Raw genomic sequence first — 16694 nt, forward strand, 5'->3', positions numbered from 1 at the left:
CTGACACACAGCGCCATCGGCGCTACGCAGAAATTATTGGCAGCGGCCGCGCCAGGCGCGGCCGACGGCCCGTTACACCGACAGCAACAGGAACTCACGCTCCCAGGAGCTGATCACGCGCTTGAAGTTCTCGTGCTCGGCGCGCTTGACCGCGACATAGCCCCGCATGAACTTCTCGCCGAGGTACTTCTCGGCGGTCTTGCACGCCTCCATGCGCTCCAGCGCCGCTTCGATGGTCAGCGGCAAGCGCAGGTTGCGACGCTCGTAGCCGCGACCCTTGACCGGCGCACTGGGGTTGATGCCCTCGACCATGCCGATGTAGCCACACAGCAACGACGCCGCCAGCACCAGATAGGGGTTGGCGTCGGCACCGGCCAGACGGTTCTCCACGCGGCGGTTCTGCGGGCTCGCCTCCGGCACCCGCAGGCCCACGGTGCGGTTCTCTTCGCCCCATTCGACGTTCACCGGCGCCGAGGTATCGGGCAGGAAACGGCGGAACGAGTTGACGTTGGGGGCGAACAGCGGCAGCAGCTCGGGGATGTACTTCTGCAGGCCACCGATGTGGTGCAGGAACAATTGGCTCATGGTGCCGTCCTCATTGGAGAACAGGCTCTTGCCGGTCTTGATGTCCACCACGCTCTGGTGAATGTGCATGGCACTGCCCGGCTCGTCGGTGATCGGCTTGGCCATGAAGGTGGCGGCCACGTCATGCTTGAGCGCCGCCTCGCGCATGGTGCGCTTGAACACGGTGATCTGGTCGGCCAGGTGCAAGGCCTCGCCATGGCGGAAGTTGATCTCCATCTGCGCCGGGCCGTCTTCGTGGATCAGCGTGTCGAGATCCAGGTGCTGCAGTTCGCACCAGTCGTAGACATCCTCGAACAGCGGGTCGAATTCGTTGGCAGCGTCGATGGAGAATGATTGCCGGCCTACTTCCGGGCGGCCGGAGCGGCCCATCGGTGCCACCAGCGGGAAGTCCGGGTCGCTGTTGCGCTTGGTCAGGTAGAACTCCATCTCCGGCGCGACGATGGGCTTCCAGCCCTTGTCGGCGTACATCTGCAGCACACGCTTGAGGATGTTGCGCGGCGACAGTTCGATAGGGTTGCCCTGCTTGTCGAAGGTGTCGTGAATCACCATGGCGGTGGGCTCGATGGCCCAGGGCACGAGGAACACCGCATCGGAGTCGGGACGGCAGAACATGTCGATGTCCGCCTCGTCCAGCAACTCGTAATAGATGTCGTCTTCGACATAATCGCCGGTCACTGTCTGCAGCAACACACTTTCGGGCAGGCGCATGCCCTTTTCATCGAGGAACTTGTTGGTCGGCGATATCTTGCCGCGGGCAATACCGGTCATGTCACTGATCAGGCATTCGACTTCGGTGATTTTGCGTTCTTTCAGCCAGCTGGTGAGCTGGTCTAGCTTGGTACTCATAGAGACCTCGGGGTTGTAGAACCGGCTGGAGTTATAGCCGCTTCAGCGTTGCTCCGTCCTCCCCCTGCAAACCTCACCAAAGGCCTGGGAGAGCACGACAAACTCAAGATGCTAACTGCTAGCGATGAAAGATAGTGCACTCCGAGCACGACGCTTTTGCTGCAATCACTCCGGCATGCGGCACGGCGACGCGGGCCTGCAAGAGCACTGCACAAGATGCGCCAGCAGCAGAAGCCGGCAGAGGCGAACTCGACGCACTATCTTGAACATCCAGGGAGGAACGGGTGACGCCAGCAGGAGAAAGGGTTACGCAGAAGCCTGATGGCGCATCGACAGGCCATCGGCACAAGATCGCAGCGCGCTCGACTGGTATTCCCCGAGAGGCCGAAGCGAAGCCCCTGGAGCGAGCGCTGAAGCCGATGATCGGCAAGCGAGACATGAGACACCCGTGTTATTGCTGTTAGTGGGTTTGATCGGAGCTTAGCCTTGTTCATTTTTTTACACAATAGGTCTGTAAAAAATCGAACACACCCCATTGAGCACCGCGAGCGGCTAAGGCTGGAGCCCACCTGCAATGCCCTGAAACGCCCCAAAAATGGCCGCAATGCCCCACTTGAGGGCACCATGGCGCCTGCTTGACAGCAATGTGCGTTTCGGATTGACTCACACCCATGCAGTCGCATGATTGATATATTTAACAAAAAGGTGTTGCATCATGTCGGTACCCCCGCGTGCCGTTCAGCTTAACGAAGCGAACGCGTTCCTCAAGGAACATCCCGAGGTCCAGTTCGTCGACCTTCTTATTGCAGATATGAACGGAGTGGTGCGCGGCAAGCGCATCGACCGTAACGCCCTCCATAAGGTGTACGAGAAAGGCATCAACCTGCCCGCCTCGCTCTTCGCCCTCGACATCAATGGCGCCACCGTCGAAAGCACCGGCCTCGGCCTGGACATCGGCGATGCTGACCGTATCTGCTTTCCCATCCCCAATACCCTGTGCAACGAGCCCTGGCAGAAGCGCCCTACCGCGCAACTGCTGATGACCATGCACGAGCTGGACGGCACGCCTTTCTTCGCCGACCCGCGCGAGGTATTGCGCCAGGTGGTGCAGAAGTTCGACGAACTGGGCCTGCGTATCTGCGCAGCCTTTGAACTGGAGTTCTACCTGATCGACCAGGAGAACGTGAACGGCCGTCCGCAGCCGCCACGCTCGCCCATTTCCGGCAAGCGTCCACAGTCCACTCAGGTGTACCTGATCGACGACCTCGACGAATACGTCGACTGCCTGCAGGACATGCTCGAAGCCGCCAAGGAACAGGACATTCCGGCCGACGCCATCGTCAAGGAAAGTGCCCCGGCGCAGTTCGAGGTCAACCTGCACCACGTCGAGGACGCCATCAAGGCGTGCGACTATGCTCTGCTGCTCAAGCGCCTGATCAAGAACATCGCCTACGACCATGAGATGGACTCCACCTTCATGGCCAAGCCCTATCCGGGCCAGGCGGGCAATGGCCTGCACGTGCACATCTCGCTGCTGGACAAGAAGACCGGGCAGAACATCTTTGCGGCCGAAGATCCGCTGACCAACAGTTCGCTGCGCCACGCCGTCGGCGGCATCCTCGACACCCTGGCCGCATCCATGGCCTTCCTTTGCCCCAACGTCAACTCCTACCGCCGTTTCGGTGCCAACTTCTACGTCCCCAACGCACCGAGCTGGGCACTGGACAACCGCACCGTAGCCGTACGCGTGCCCACCGGCAGCCCGGACGCCGTGCGCATCGAACACCGCGTAGCCGGTGCCGACGCCAACCCCTACCTGATGCTGGCGTCGATCCTCGCCGGCATCCACCACGGTCTGACCAATCAGATCGAGCCCGGTGAGCCGGTGGAAGGCAACGCCTACGAACAGCTCGAACCCAGCCTGCCGAACAACCTGCGCGATGCCTTGCGCGAGCTGGACGATAGTGAAGTGCTGAACAAGTACATCGATCCCAAATACATCGACATCTTCGTCGCGTGCAAGGAAGCCGAGCTGCAGGAGTTCGAGACCACCATCTCCGACCTCGAATACAACTGGTACCTGCACACCGTGTAACGGCACGCGCCATGCCCTCGAGCAGGCGCGGCATGGCTTGCATCGCCGGCGTAGCCTGGCGTCCAATAGCGCCTCATGCCCAGAGGAGCTTCGCCATGTCGCGCACTGCCAGCCCGCGCAAGCCACGCGCCAGCAGCCAGGCGAGGATCGCCCAGATCCTCGCGGCCGCGCGTGAACTGCTGGCCGAACAGGGCATGGCCAACCTGTCGATCTACTCGGTAGCCGAACGCGCCGGCATTCCGCCCTCCTCGATCTACCATTTCTTCGCCAGCGTACCGGCCCTGCTCGAAGGCTTGACCAGTGACGTACACGCAGCCTTTCGTGCCAGCCTGCAGGAGCCGGTCGAGCATGCCGCCCTGCGCACCTGGCACGACCTCTCACGCCTGGTGGAACAGCGCATACTGGCCATCTACGCCACAGACGCCGCCGCCCGGCAACTGATCCTGGCGCAACATGGTCTGGCCGAAGTGACCCAGGCCGATCACCAGTACGACCAGGAGCTGGGCCGGTTGATGCGCGCGCTGTTCGACCGCCACTTTCCCCTGCCGCAATTGCCGGAGGATATCGACGTCTTCAACCTGGCCATGTCGCTCGGTGATCGCGTCTATGCCCGCTCCGTGCAACTGCACGGCAGCATCACCCCGCGCCTGGCCGAAGAGGGCATGCGCGTGTTCGATGCCTACCTCGGCCTGTACCTGCCCGCCGCCCTGCCCAAACGCCCCGCACCGCTGGGCTGAGCCCCCCTTTGGGCGGGCAAAGGCATTTGCCAGGTTCACGGGCTCGGTGCCAGCCCCTTTCGTGGATAAATCCGCGCCTACAGGCAGCTCGGTCGGTAGGTGAATTTATTCGCGATTCTCAGCGCTCTCCCTTCGCCACTGAAACCCGCATGCAGGGTATGCACTCAAAATCCAGATATTTATTCGATAAAAATCGGAAATATCTCATAACCAGAGCACTGAAACCCTTCCAATATCGATATTTATCGAATATAAATTGAGCACTCAGCCATGTCGAAGCTTGCCATGGCGCCCCATGCATGGCTTCCACAGGCCTGCACACGAACCAAGAGGTGCCTTATGTCCCGTATCGTCACCGTTGCCGCAACCCAGATGGCCTGCTCCTGGGATAGCGCCGCCAATATCGCCAACGCCGAAAAGCTGGTGCGCCAGGCGGCCGCCCAGGGTGCACAGATCATCCTGATCCAGGAATTGTTCGAGACCCCCTACTTCTGCCAGAAGCCCAATGCCGACTACAGCCAGTTGGCAACCACGGTGGACGAGAACCCAGCCATCGCGCACTTCAGCAAGGTGGCGGCGGAGTTGAAGGTGGTATTGCCGATCAGCTTCTTCGAGCGCGCCGGACGCGCCCGTTTCAACAGCATCGCCATCATCGATGCCGACGGCAGCAATCTCGGGATTTATCGGAAAAGCCATATCCCGGACGGCCCTGGCTACCACGAGAAGTACTACTTCAACCCCGGCGATACCGGCTTCAAGGTCTGGGACACCGCCTACGCCCGCATCGGCGTGGGTATCTGCTGGGATCAGTGGTTCCCCGAATGCGCGCGTAGCATGGCGCTGATGGGCGCGGAAATCCTCTTCTACCCCACCGCCATCGGCAGCGAACCGCACGATGCCGGCATCGACTCGCGCGAGCACTGGCAGCGCGTGCAACAGGGCCATGCCGGCGCCAACCTGATGCCGCTGGTGGCCAGCAATCGCATCGGCCGCGAGGAACAGGACGGCTACGACATCACCTTCTACGGCAGCTCGTTCATCGCCGACCAGTACGGTGCGAAGGTCAAGGAACTGGATCAGAGCGAGGAAGGCATCCTGGTGCACAGCTTCGACCTCACTGCCCTGGAGAAGACGCGCACTAGCTGGGGTGTATTCCGCGACCGCCGGCCGAACCTATACTGGCCACTTTCCACGCTCGATGGCGAAACGCCGTCGAGCCCGTAGTGCGCTGTGCGCACCTAGCCCCCAAACATTTTGCCGGTGCGCATGGCGCACCCTACGGAAGCGAAATATGACCACCCTCAGCACCACCCCTCGCGCCGATGGTTTCCACATGCCCGCCGAGTGGGCACGACATAGCCAGACCTGGATGGTCTGGCCCGAACGTCCGGACAACTGGCGCAATGGCGGCAAGCCGGCGCAGGCCGCCTACGCCGCCGTCGCCCGTGCCATCGCCCAGTTCGAGCCGGTGACCATGTGCGTCAGCGCCGCGCAATACGAGAATGCCCGCGCGCGGCTGGACATGAGCAATATCCGCGTGGTGGAAATCACCACCGACGATGCCTGGGTGCGCGACACCGGCCCGACCTTCGTGATCAATGACAGCGGCGAAGTGCGCGGCGTGGACTGGGCGTTCAATGCCTGGGGCGGCTTCAACGGCGGCCTCTACTGGCCCTGGCAGCGCGACGATCAGGTGGCCCGCAAGATCCTCGAGATAGAAGGCTGCAAGCGCTACCGTACCGAGGGTTTCGTCCTCGAGGGCGGCTCGATCCATGTCGATGGCGAAGGCACGCTGATCACCACCGAAGAGTGCCTGCTGAACCAGAACCGCAACCCGCACCTGTCGCGCGAAGAGATCGAGCAGGTGCTGCGCGAGCATCTGGCCATCGATACGGTGATCTGGCTGCCGCACGGCCTGTACAACGACGAGACCGATGGCCACGTCGACAACTTCTGCTGTTACGTGCGTCCCGGTGAGGTGCTGCTGGCCTGGACCGACGACGAGAACGACCCCAACTACCCGCGCTGCCAGGCCGCCATGGGCGTGCTGGAAAACACCCGTGATGCCAAAGGCCGCCAATTGATCGTGCACAAGATGCCGATTCCCGGCCCGCTGCATGCCACCGCCGAGGAATGCGCCGGCGTCGACATGGCCGACAGCAGCCAGGAGCGCAGCCCGGAAGTTCGCCTGGCCGGCTCCTACGTCAACTTCCTCATCGTCAACGGCGGCATCGTCGCGCCCAGCTTCGACGATCCCAAGGATGAAGAAGCCCGCGCCATCCTCGGACGCATCTTCCCCGAGCACCGCGTGGTGATGGTACCAGGCCGCGAGATCCTCCTCGGCGGCGGCAACATCCACTGCATCACCCAGCAGCAACCGGCGCCGCAAAAGGCCTGAGCCCTGCGAAGGCACGTCGCTGAAGCGCCTCCCACAGGCGCTGGCAAGCCTGAGAACGCCCGGCACCCGCCGGGCGTTCTCGCTTAGTCAACGGGCGTCATTTCATCTTGCAGGTATTGATACCCAGCAGCGGGTAAATCGGGCAGTAACGCAAGATGCCGGTGGCCAGCGGCACCACACCGATCCAGCCCCACAGGCCAATGACGCCAGCCAGGCTCAGCGCAATCAGTATCAGGCCCACGGCGATGCGCAGGCTGCGATCCAGGGTTCCCACATTGGCATTCATCGAGTATCTCCAGGTCAACGCCCGCGCCAGCCCTCCAGCGCGGTAAAGATCAGCATGCCGACCAGCATCGCCGCGACAAACAGCAGCGCTTGCCAGTGCCCGGTCAGCAGGATGGCCACGGCCGGGCCCGGGCAGATACCGGCGATACCCCAGCCGACGCCGAACAACAGACTGCCGCCGATCAGGCGGGCGTCCAGGTCACGTCGCGTCGGCAATTGCATGGCGCCGCCCAGCAGTGCCTGGCCGCGGCGCTGCGCCAGGTTCAGCGGCAATGCCGCCATACCTATGGCGCCCGCCATCACCAATGCCAGGGACGGATCCCAGGCGCCGGCCAGATCGAGAAAGGCCAGTACCTTGTGCGGATCGGCCATGCCCGCCAGCAACAGGCCCAGGCCGAACAGCAGACCGCAAACGAATGCACTGAGTCTGACCACGTTCAGGCCCCCAGAAGATGACGCAGGACAAAGACCGTGGCGAACCCCGTGCCCATGAAGCACAGAGTGGCCACCAGCGAGCGCGGCGACAGACGGGAAATACCGCAGACGCCATGACCACTGGTGCAGCCCGAGCCATAACGAGTGCCGATGCCCACCAGCAGGCCGGCGCCGATCAGCCCCAGACTGCCGGTATCGAAATGAATCGGCGGCAAGGCCGCGAACAGCCCCCAGAGCACTGGAGCCAGCAGCAGGCCGAGAAGGAAAGCCGCCTTCTCGCCGCGCCCCTCGCCACCACGCTGCAACAGGCTGCCGAGCAGGCCGCTGATACCGGCGATACGACCATTGGCCAGGGCGAATACGGCAGCCGCCAAGCCGATCAGGGCGCCGCCAGCCAGTGCGCTCCAGGGCGTGAAGCTGGCCCAATCGATATTCATGATTGCCCCTCGCAGAACAGGCGGTAGAGCGTTTCGATCACCGCCAGTGCCGCCGGGCTGCTAATGCGGTAGAAGATCTGCTTGCCATCGCGACGGGTCGCCACCAGCCCCTCACGCCGCAGCACCGCCAGTTGCTGGGACAAGGTGGGCTGCTGGATACCCAGCAGAGCTTCCAGCTCGCTGACGTTACGCTCACCCTGGGAGAGCTGGCAGAGCAGCAACAGGCGATCCTGATTGGCCAGTGCCTTGAGCAACTGCCCGGCGGCATCGGCATTGGCGCGCAGTTGCTGGATATCGATCGGACCGGCCATAAGTTACCTTCAGTTAAAACAATATGTATTTATATATATTGTATTCATGAGAAGTGATAGCCCAGGCGACCAACGGTCAGCCGTAGCCCCGATGCAAGCCTGCCCCGGATTGCATCCGGCTACGAGGCATTGCCCTGTCGGAGCGCATGCATTCGCGATCATCGCCGCCCCACTGCCAGCCCCAGAGGCCAGCGCTGCTAGGCATTGCCTGCTAGGGCGCCGAAAACGAAAAAACCCGCCGCAGCGGGTTTCTCGTCGGGCCACGCCAATCAGGCGTCGGCGTCAGCGGCGGCCTGATAGGCGGCGGCATCGAGCAGCTTGTCCAGCTCGCTGGCATCGCTCGGCTTGAGCTTGAAGAACCAGCTCCCGTAAGGATCGCTGTTGACACTTTCCGGGCTGTCGGCCAGGGCTTCGTTGATGGCGATGACCTCGCCACCGACCGGCGCATAGATGTCGGAAGCAGCCTTGACCGACTCCACCACGCCGGCCTCCTGGCCAGCGGCCAGTTGCTTGCCGATTTCCGGCAGCTCGATGAATACCACGTCGCCCAGCGCTTCCTGAGCGTGGTCGGAGATACCCACGGTCACGCTGCCATCGGCCTCCAGGCGTGCCCATTCATGACTGGCGGCATAACGCAGATCGGCGGGGATATTGCTCATGTGTCATTCCTCTAAGCGATGACGGCATGCAGGCCGTCAGGACAATTTAGCAGGCCGTGACGCGGGCGAAAGCCCGGATCACGGCCCAGGGATCAAATCAGCGTCTTGCCGTTACGCACGAAACTCGGTTGCACCACCCGCACCGGGTACCACTTGCCACGGATTTCCACCTCGGCACGCTCGCCGGTGGCCACCGGCACGCGGGCCAGGGCGATGGACTTGTTCAAGGTCGGCGAGAAGCTGCCGCTGGTGATCTCGCCATCACCCACCTCGGGCACCCGCACCACCTGATGGGCACGCAGCACACCGCGCTCTTCCAGTACCAGGCCGACCAGCTTGCTCGGGCAGCCGGCGGTGCGCTGCGCCTGCAGCGCCGTGCGGCCGATGAAGTCACGCTCGGCCGGCTCCCAGGCGATGGTCCAGGCCATGTTGGCCGCCAGCGGCGAGACGTTCTCGTCCATGTCCTGGCCGTAGAGATTCAACCCGGCCTCCAGACGTAGGGTGTCACGCGCGCCCAGGCCGATGGGCGAGATACCGGCGCCCACCAGCTCGTTGAGAAAGGCCACCACCCCGGCATTGGGCAGGATGATCTCCAGACCATCCTCGCCGGTGTAGCCGGTGCGGGCGATGAACCAGTCGCCCTCGGGCAGCCCCTGGAACGGCTTGAGTTCGTGGATCAGCGCAGCGCGAGCCTGGGTCACCAGTTCGGCGACACGGGCACGGGCCTTGGGGCCTTGAATGGCCAGTATCGAGAGGTCGCGGCGCTCACGCAGCTCGACAGCGAAGTCGCCGGCCTGAGCGTGCATCCAGGCCAGATCCTTGTCGCGGGTGCCGGCGTTGACCACCAGGCGGTAGCCCTGCTCCTGGGCAGAAGAGCCGGTGAGGTAGACGATCAGATCGTCGACCACTCCGCCGCGTTCGTTGAGCATGGCACTGTACAGCGCCATGCCGGGATTCTGCAGACGCGCCACGTCATTGGCCAGCAGGCGTTGCAGATAGGCCTGCGCCTGGCTGCCGGTGACGTCCACCACGCACATGTGGGAAACGTCGAATACGCCGCACTCGCGGCGTACCTGATGATGCTCCTCTACCTGCGAACCGTAGTGCAGTGGCATGTCCCAGCCACCGAAATCCACCATCTTGGCACCCAGCGCCAGGTGCAGGTCATAGAGGGGTGTACGCTGTCCCATGGGTAATCTCCTTCCGGGCTTGGCGAAGCGATTCAGACCCCCGAGAAGCTAGCTGCGTTGCCATTGCTGCGTTGCAGACAAGCTTGAAATGCTCATGTGCAGGAGCACACTGCGCTTTCTCGCTTGCCTGCGCCTTGCGCTGGCAGCCTCGGCTCGAGCTTCCTGCTTCACTCTACCTCCTGCGTCCATGCAGTCGTCGCCTACGCTTCTCGACACGTCTGCCGGGTGGGCCGGCTCGCGAATGGCGCGCATTGTAGCCGCAAGGTGGGCAGGGGTCACCCGACCAAAGGTCGTCCCGCAGTCTTGGCCCGGATGCAATCCGAGAATGCTCCATCGAGCCTGCCGCCAGCTTCGTCGCCCTCAACCGAAACGCCGCGCCGAGCGGCGGATCAGCAGGATCACCGGCAACAGGCCGACCGCCACCAGGGTCAGCGCCGGCAGCGAGGCACGTGCCCATTCGCCTTCGCTGGTCATCTCGAACACCCGCACGGCCAAGGTGTCCCAACCGAAGGGGCGCATCAGCAGGGTGGCCGGCATTTCCTTGAGCACGTCGACGAACACCAGCAGCGCCGCCGACAGGGTGCCGGGCAGCAGCAACGGCAGATAGACCCGCAGGAACAGGCCGAGGCCACCGACGCCCAGGCTGCGCGAGGCCTCCGGCAGCGACGGGCGGATGCGCGCCAGGCTGGTTTCCAGCGGCCCGTAGGCCACGGCCAGGAAGCGAATCAGGTAAGCCACCAGCAGCGCCGCCAGGCTGCCCAACAGCAGCGGCTTGCCGACGCCACCGAGCGCGCCGGCCAACGGGATCACCAGTTCGCGGTCGAGAAGGCTGAACGCCAGCATGATCGCCACCGCCAGCACAGATCCCGGCAACGCATAGCCGAGGTTGGCGAAGGCCACGCCGGCGCGTATCGCGCGCGTCGGCGCCTGGCGCCGGGCGAAGGCCAGCAGCAGCGCAACGCTCACCGTGATCAGCGCCGCCATGCCACCCAGATAGAGCGTATGCAGGATCAGCCCGGCGTAGCGCTCGTCGAGGTCGAAACGCCCACGCTGCCAGAACCAGACCAGCAACTGCAGCATGGGGATGACGAAGGCACAGGCGAATACCAGGCCGCACCAGGCGCTGGCCGCCACGGCCTTCCAGCCTCGCAGGTGGTACAGCGCCCGGCCACGGGCACGCTCGTTGGCAGGGCGCGCGGCACCGCGTGCACGACGTTCGCCGTAGAGCACCAGGGCGACTGCCAGCAACAGCAGGTTGGCGAGCTGGGTGGCGCTGGTCAGGCTATAGAAGCTGTACCAGGTCTTGTAGATGGCGGTGGTGAAGGTATCGAAATTGAAGATCGACACCGCGCCGAAATCAGCCAGCGTCTCCATCAGCGCCAGGGCCAGGCCGGCGCCGATGGCCGGGCGCGCCATCGGCAAGGCAACGCGCCAGAAGGCTTGCCAGGGGGTCTGCCCGAGTACCCGCGCCGCCTCCATCAAACCCTTGCCCTGAGCCAGAAAGGCAGTACGCGCGAGCAGGTAGACGTAGGGGTAGAACACCAGCACCAGAACGATGATCACCCCACCGGTGGAACGCACCCTGGGTAGCCGCACGCCGCTGCCGAAGCATTCACGCAGCAACGTCTGCACCGGGCCGGCGAAATCCAGCAGGCCGACGAAGACGAAGGCCAACACATAGGCGGGGATGGCGAAGGGCAGCATCAGCGCCCAGTCCAGCCAGCGCCGGCCAGGAAACTCGCAGAGGCTGGTGAGCCAGGCCAAGCTGACGCCGAGCAGGCTCACCCCGACGCCGACACCGAGCACCAGGGTCAGGGTATTGCCGATCAGCCGCGTCATCTGCGTCTGCCACAGGTGCGCCCAGATCTGCGTGTCCAGGTCTTGCCAGCTGAGCAGCAGCACGGACAACGGCATCAACACCAGGGCAACGGCGGCAAGGACGATGGGATACCAGCGACGCTGGACAGGATGCGGCACGCGGATTCCTCGAACACAGAAAAGACGACGCCCCGACCAGGCGGGGCGTCGAAGTAAAACAGCCGGAGGCTGCAAGCTGCAAGCTGCAAGCTGCAAGCTGCAAGCTGCAAGCTGCAAGCTGCAAGCTGCAAGCTGCAAGCTGCAAGCTGCAAGCTGCAAGCTGCAAGCTGCAAGCTGCAAGCTAAGTCAGTGTGCAGACGGGCTATCGAAGCTGATCAACTGCTACACAGCGCTTTTGCTCTTACTTGAAGCTTGTCGCTTGCAGCTTGTAGCTGCCTCACTGCCACCCAGCGCGATCCATCAGCATGGTCGCCTCGGCCTGGCGCTTGCCGGCCACTTCGGTGGCCACGGTGTCGGCCTTGAAGCTGCCCCAGGAAGCGACTTCAGCGGACGGCTCGACCGCCGGGTTGGCCGGGTATTCCTGGTTGACGCCGGCGAAGATGGTCTGCGCTTCCGGAGTGGTCATCCACTCCAGCAGCTTCCTGGCCTGCTCGGCATGCGGCGCGTGCTTGGTCACCCCGGCACCCGCCAGATTGACGTGCACGCCACGGCCATCCTGGTTCGGCCAGAAGGGTTTAACCTTCAGATCCGGGTTCTGCTTGTGCAGACGGCCATAGTAATAGGTGTTGGTGATGCCCACGTCGCACTGGCCGGCATCGATGGCCTGCAGCAGGGCGGTGTCGTCGGCGAACACGTCGGTGGCCAGGTTGTTGACCCAGCCCTTGATGATTTCCTCGGTCTGCTCGGCACCGTGGGCCTCGATCAGGGTGGCGGTCAGCGACTGGTTGTAGACCTTCTTGCTGGTACGCAGGCACAGGCGGCCTTCCCAGTTCTTGTCGGCCAGGGCTTCGTAGGTGGACAACTCCTCCGGCTTGACCCGCTCGGGGGAGTAGAAGATGGTGCGCGCACGCAGCGACAAGCCCGTCCAGCTATCGGTACTGGAGCGGTACTGGGCCGGGATGTTGGCGGCGATCACCGCGGACTCGGTCGGCTGCAACACACCAGCCTGTTCGGCCTGCCAGAGGTTGCCGGCATCGACGGTGATCAGCAGGTCGGCCGGGGTGTTGGCGCCCTCGGCCTTGAGGCGGGCGATCAGCGGGGCTTCCTTGTCGGTAATGAACTTCACCTCGACCCCGGTCTTCTCGGTGTAGGCATCGAACACCGGCTTGATCAGCTCGTCGATACGGGCGGAGTAGACCACCACCTCATCGGCAGCCTGCACGGCAGTTGCCAGGGTGCCGAGGGTGAATGCGGCAAAGAGCGCGTTGCGAGCCTTCATGGAACCAGCCTCTATCGTCGTGAAAGTGGCTGAATACTAGTGAATGGCATTTAGCTTCTCAATGAAACACAGCGTGCAATGATGGCCAGTTGTTACAAGGCATTTACAAGGTTCTTCGTATTTAGGGGGGAATGCTTGGTTGATACTGGACTGACGAGTTTGTGTGAGTGTGCTTTCGTTCTCGGCGTAAAGCTGCTTATCGCGTTCTGCTGATATTTCCCGTTTCGCCCCCCGGCGACCTTCTTTGTCAAACGCCACAAAAGAAGGCAAAAAGGCTTGGCCCGCCATCCGGCCCCGGCTGCGCCGGGGTTCGTTCGCTCCATCGTCGCTCCGAGGGTCGGCGTACATGGGCCATCCCTGGCCCATTACGCCTCTCGCAGCATCCATGCTGCTCGCCCCTCTACGCAACGATTCCGCTCACCCTCCTGAAGGGGCCATTCGCGCGCCTGAACGAACCGGCATTCCAAAGAATGCTCGACGTGTTCTGGTAACAGTGGAACCAAAACGTGGCTGTCGAATTAAACCAATAGTTTCATTCGAGCAGTTTCATTCGCCTGGATAGCTTGCCGGCTTGTAGCCGACATCCCGGTCAGCCCTAAGGCTGACCTCATGTGCAACCACTCCGTGCTACTTCTGGGTTACCGCAGGTTCAGGCGCGTGCAGAGCCCGCCCAGGAGGGCGAACGCAATCGTCGTGGAAGAGGTTGAGCGACATGGATGTCGCGAGAGCCGCGATGGGCCAGGGATGGCCCTTCGCGGCGGGCCTCTGGAACGGCGATGGAGTGAGCGAACCCTCGCGCAGCGAGGGCCGGATGATCGGGCGGAAGGTTTTGGTTACTTTGCCCGCAAAGTGACTCGCCCGGGAGGGCGAAACTAAAAACATCAGCAAAAACGCGGCAATTCGGAACAGACGCCCAAAGACAACACACAAACGCTGCGAAGATCCATTTACCAGGCCAGCTCAGACCCGCGCCAACTCCGGCAGATCACCCGACAGCCCCAGCGCTTGACGCACGAACAGCGCCTTGGCCTCGGCCTGGCCATCGACCAGATCCAGGCCGATATTACGCAGCAGGCGCAGTGGCAGCGGATCGGCCTGGAACAGCCGCTCGAAACCTTCCATCGCCGCCATCATCGCCAGGTTGTGCGGCATGCGCCGGCGCTCGTAGCGGCTCAGCACGCGCTCGTCGGCCAGGTTCTCGCCACGCTCGGCGGCATGCAGCAGCACCTCGGCCAGCACGGCGGCGTCGAGAAAGCCCAGGTTGACCCCCTGCCCCGCTAGCGGGTGGATGGTGTGCGCGGCATCGCCGATCAGCGCCAGGCCCGGTTCGACATAACGCTTGGCATGACGCTGACGCAGCGGGATGCACAGACGCGAATCGGCATGCAGCACGCGGCCCAGACGCGACTCGAAGGCGCGGGTCAGTTCCCGACAGAAATCCTCGTCGCCCAACGCCATCAGGCGCTCGGCTTCGGCAGGGATGGTCGACCAGACGATCGAGCACCAGTGCTCGCCAGCCGGCCCAGCCAGCGGCAGGAAGGCCAGTGGACCATCGTCGGTGAAACGCTGCCAGGCGGTGGCCTGGTGCGGGCGCTCGCAACGCACGCTGGTGACGATGGCATGGTGCAGATAATCCCACTCGCGAGTGGCGCAACCGGCCAGGCGGCGTACCGCCGAGTTGGCGCCATCGGCGGCCACCAGCAAGGGCGTGCGCAACTGGCGACCATCGGTGAGGGTCAGCAGCCAGTCGTCGCCGCTGTGGCGCAACTGCTCCAGACGGGCACTGGGCAACAGGCCGATCTGGCTGTCGTGCAGGCGTTCGAGCAGGGCATCCTGCACCACACGGTTCTCGACGATATGCCCCAGGGTGTCGGCGTGCACGCTGGCCGCCGCGAAATGGATGCTGCCGGTGCCAGAGCCATCCCAGACGCGCATTTCGCCGTAGGGGCAGGCGCGCCGGCTGGCGATGCCCTGCCAGGCATCGAGACGCTCGATGATGCGCTGGCTGGCCACCGACAGGGCGCTGACCCGTGGCTCGAACGGCGCCTCGGCGGCGAATGGCGCCACGCTCAGCGGGCTGCCATCGACGATGAGGATATCCAGGCCACTGTGTTCCAGCGCCAGGGCCAGGGTGCTGCCGACCATTCCGGCACCGACGATGATCAGATCCGCGCGCATATCACTCCTTAAACCGTAGGGTGCGCCGTGCGCACCATGGCTTCCGTTTGCTGCGCACGGCCTGGGCGGCCCCGCGACACCCTACGGAATTACTCACAGGCTGCGGGTTCCCATGCCCATGGCCTGGCGGGCGAACCAGCGCTTGGCAGGTGGCAGCAGATCCAGCCCGAGCAGGCCGAGGTTACGCCCGGCGGCCAGCAGCGGTTGGTTGGTACTGAACAGGCGCGTCACCCGGTCGGAGAAGCCGACCGTAAGCTGCTGATCCATCTGCTGGCGCTGCAGGTAACGCTGCAGGGTGGCGAAATCCCCCAAGGGCGCGTCGCCGCGCTGCAGCACCTCGGCCAGCGCCAGGGTATCGCGCAGCGAGAGGTTGTAGCCTTGCCCCGCGATGGGGTGCAGGCTGTGCGCCGCATTGCCCAGCACTACCAGGTTTGGCCGCACCTGCTCGCGGGCTTCCACCAGTGACAAGGGATAAAGATGGCGCTGGCCAACCTGGCGCAGCGCACCGAGGCGATAGCCGAAGGCCTGTTGCAGTTCGTCAAGGAAAGCGCGTTCGCTCAGGGCCATCAGCCGCTCGGCATCGCTGCTGGCGCGCGTCCAGACCAAGGCGCAACGATTACCGTCCAGCGGTAGCATGGCCATCGGCCCCTCGTCGGTGAAACGCTCGAAGGCCTGGCCGCGATGAGCTTCCAGGGGGCTGACGTTGGCAATGATGGCGCTCTGCCCATAAGGCGTCTGGCTGACGGCGATGCCCAGTTGCTCGCGCAGGCCGGAGCGACCGCCGTCGGCCAGCACCGCCAGTTGGCAATCCAGCGTGCTGCCATCGTTCAGGCGCAGGCGATAGCCAGCCTCGATCTGCTGCAAGGCACTGACCTCGGCCGGGCAGTGCCACTGGACGATTTCGGGGTCGAGGGCCTGCCACAGGCAATGGCCGATCCAGGCGTTCTCCACCACGTAGCCCAGGGCGGGCACACCTTCTTCGATGGCCTGCAGACGGGTGGCGCCGAAACGGCCACGGTCGGATACATGAATCTGCCGGATCGGCTCGGCGCGCTGGGCGATGGCCTGCCACAGCTCGAGGCGCTCGTAGATCAGCCGGCTGCCGTAGGACAGCGCGGTGGAGCGCGCGTCGTAGCTGGGCTGATAGGCATCGCCAGGAGCGAAAGGCTCGATCAGGGCGATACGCCAGCCACGCTGACGCGCCGTTTCCTGCAGGGCCAAGGCCAGGCTAGCGCCTACCAGGCCGCCACCGATGATCGCCAGGTTCACCTGGGCCATGGGC

At 63.8% G+C, this 16694-nt stretch carries 15 protein-coding genes; 4 read left to right on the top strand and 11 right to left on the bottom strand.

The features are described from left to right. Positions 1–72: 72 nt before the first annotated feature. Positions 73–1431, bottom strand: coding sequence for a glutamine synthetase family protein (locus tag PVE35_RS23535; RefSeq protein ID WP_268179581.1), 1359 nt, complete (start codon positions 1429–1431; stop codon positions 73–75). Between the two features lie 715 nt (positions 1432–2146). On the opposite strand from PVE35_RS23535, the gene PVE35_RS23540 reads away from it, so the two are divergent. The 4 genes from PVE35_RS23540 (at position 2147) to aguA (ending at position 6661) form a co-directional block, all read left to right on the top strand. Next, positions 2147–3526, top strand: a complete 1380-nt coding sequence (locus PVE35_RS23540; RefSeq protein ID WP_268179583.1) for a glutamine synthetase family protein — start codon at positions 2147–2149, stop codon at positions 3524–3526. A 95-nt stretch (positions 3527–3621) separates the two neighbouring features. After that, a complete protein-coding gene (locus tag PVE35_RS23545; RefSeq protein ID WP_277373163.1) occupies positions 3622–4263 on the top strand; it encodes a TetR/AcrR family transcriptional regulator in 642 nt (213 codons plus the stop codon). Between the two features lie 339 nt (positions 4264–4602). After that, a complete protein-coding gene (gene aguB, locus PVE35_RS23550; protein WP_277373164.1) occupies positions 4603–5487 on the top strand; it encodes an N-carbamoylputrescine amidase in 885 nt (294 codons plus the stop codon). A gap of 67 nt (positions 5488–5554) precedes the next feature. Beyond that, the gene (gene aguA, locus PVE35_RS23555) at positions 5555–6661 is read left to right on the top strand and encodes an agmatine deiminase (RefSeq protein ID WP_277373165.1); all 1107 of its coding nucleotides are present in this window, start codon (positions 5555–5557) and stop codon (positions 6659–6661) included. Between the two features lie 97 nt (positions 6662–6758). Here aguA and PVE35_RS23560 read toward each other — a convergent pair whose 3' ends face one another. The 10 genes from PVE35_RS23560 to ubiH all read right to left on the bottom strand — a co-directional run bounded on the left by PVE35_RS23560 (position 6759) and on the right by ubiH (position 16690). Next, entirely contained in the window at positions 6759–6947 is a 189-nt protein-coding gene (locus PVE35_RS23560) for a DUF2892 domain-containing protein (protein ID WP_268179593.1), read from the bottom strand. Positions 6948–6961: 14 nt separating this feature from the next. Next, the gene (locus tag PVE35_RS23565) at positions 6962–7381 is read right to left on the bottom strand and encodes a DUF6691 family protein (protein ID WP_268179595.1); all 420 of its coding nucleotides are present in this window, start codon (positions 7379–7381) and stop codon (positions 6962–6964) included. Between the two features lie 2 nt (positions 7382–7383). Further along, complete coding sequence (locus PVE35_RS23570) at positions 7384–7818, bottom strand: YeeE/YedE family protein (RefSeq protein ID WP_268179597.1); 435 nt, start codon at positions 7816–7818, stop codon at positions 7384–7386. Then, positions 7815–8129: a metalloregulator ArsR/SmtB family transcription factor gene (locus tag PVE35_RS23575; protein ID WP_277373166.1), complete on the bottom strand. Its 315-nt coding sequence runs from the start codon at positions 8127–8129 to the stop codon at positions 7815–7817. The genes PVE35_RS23570 and PVE35_RS23575 overlap by 4 nt, the downstream gene beginning before the upstream one ends. Before the next feature lie 269 nt (positions 8130–8398). Beyond that, entirely contained in the window at positions 8399–8788 is a 390-nt protein-coding gene (gene gcvH / locus PVE35_RS23580) for a glycine cleavage system protein GcvH (RefSeq protein ID WP_277373167.1), read from the bottom strand. 92 nt (positions 8789–8880) lie between these two features. Next, positions 8881–9978, bottom strand: coding sequence for a glycine cleavage system aminomethyltransferase GcvT (gene gcvT, locus PVE35_RS23585; RefSeq protein ID WP_268179602.1), 1098 nt, complete (start codon positions 9976–9978; stop codon positions 8881–8883). A 360-nt stretch (positions 9979–10338) separates the two neighbouring features. Beyond that, a complete protein-coding gene (locus PVE35_RS23590; RefSeq protein WP_277373168.1) occupies positions 10339–11955 on the bottom strand; it encodes an iron ABC transporter permease in 1617 nt (538 codons plus the stop codon). A 277-nt stretch (positions 11956–12232) separates the two neighbouring features. Further along, positions 12233–13234 (bottom strand): extracellular solute-binding protein, encoded by a 1002-nt coding sequence (locus PVE35_RS23595; RefSeq protein WP_277373169.1) that lies wholly within the window; start codon positions 13232–13234, stop codon positions 12233–12235. A gap of 960 nt (positions 13235–14194) precedes the next feature. Further along, positions 14195–15412 (bottom strand): 2-octaprenyl-3-methyl-6-methoxy-1,4-benzoquinol hydroxylase, encoded by a 1218-nt coding sequence (locus PVE35_RS23600; RefSeq protein ID WP_277373170.1) that lies wholly within the window; start codon positions 15410–15412, stop codon positions 14195–14197. A gap of 93 nt (positions 15413–15505) precedes the next feature. Then, positions 15506–16690 carry a 2-octaprenyl-6-methoxyphenyl hydroxylase gene (gene ubiH, locus PVE35_RS23605; protein ID WP_277373171.1) on the bottom strand — a complete coding sequence of 395 codons (1185 nt, stop codon included), beginning with the start codon at positions 16688–16690 and terminating at the stop codon, positions 15506–15508. Between the last annotated feature and the right edge of the window lie 4 nt (positions 16691–16694).

Origin of the sequence: Pseudomonas sp. AA-38 (assembly GCF_029457475.1) — a bacterium.
Lineage (GTDB): Bacteria > Pseudomonadota > Gammaproteobacteria > Pseudomonadales > Pseudomonadaceae > Aquipseudomonas.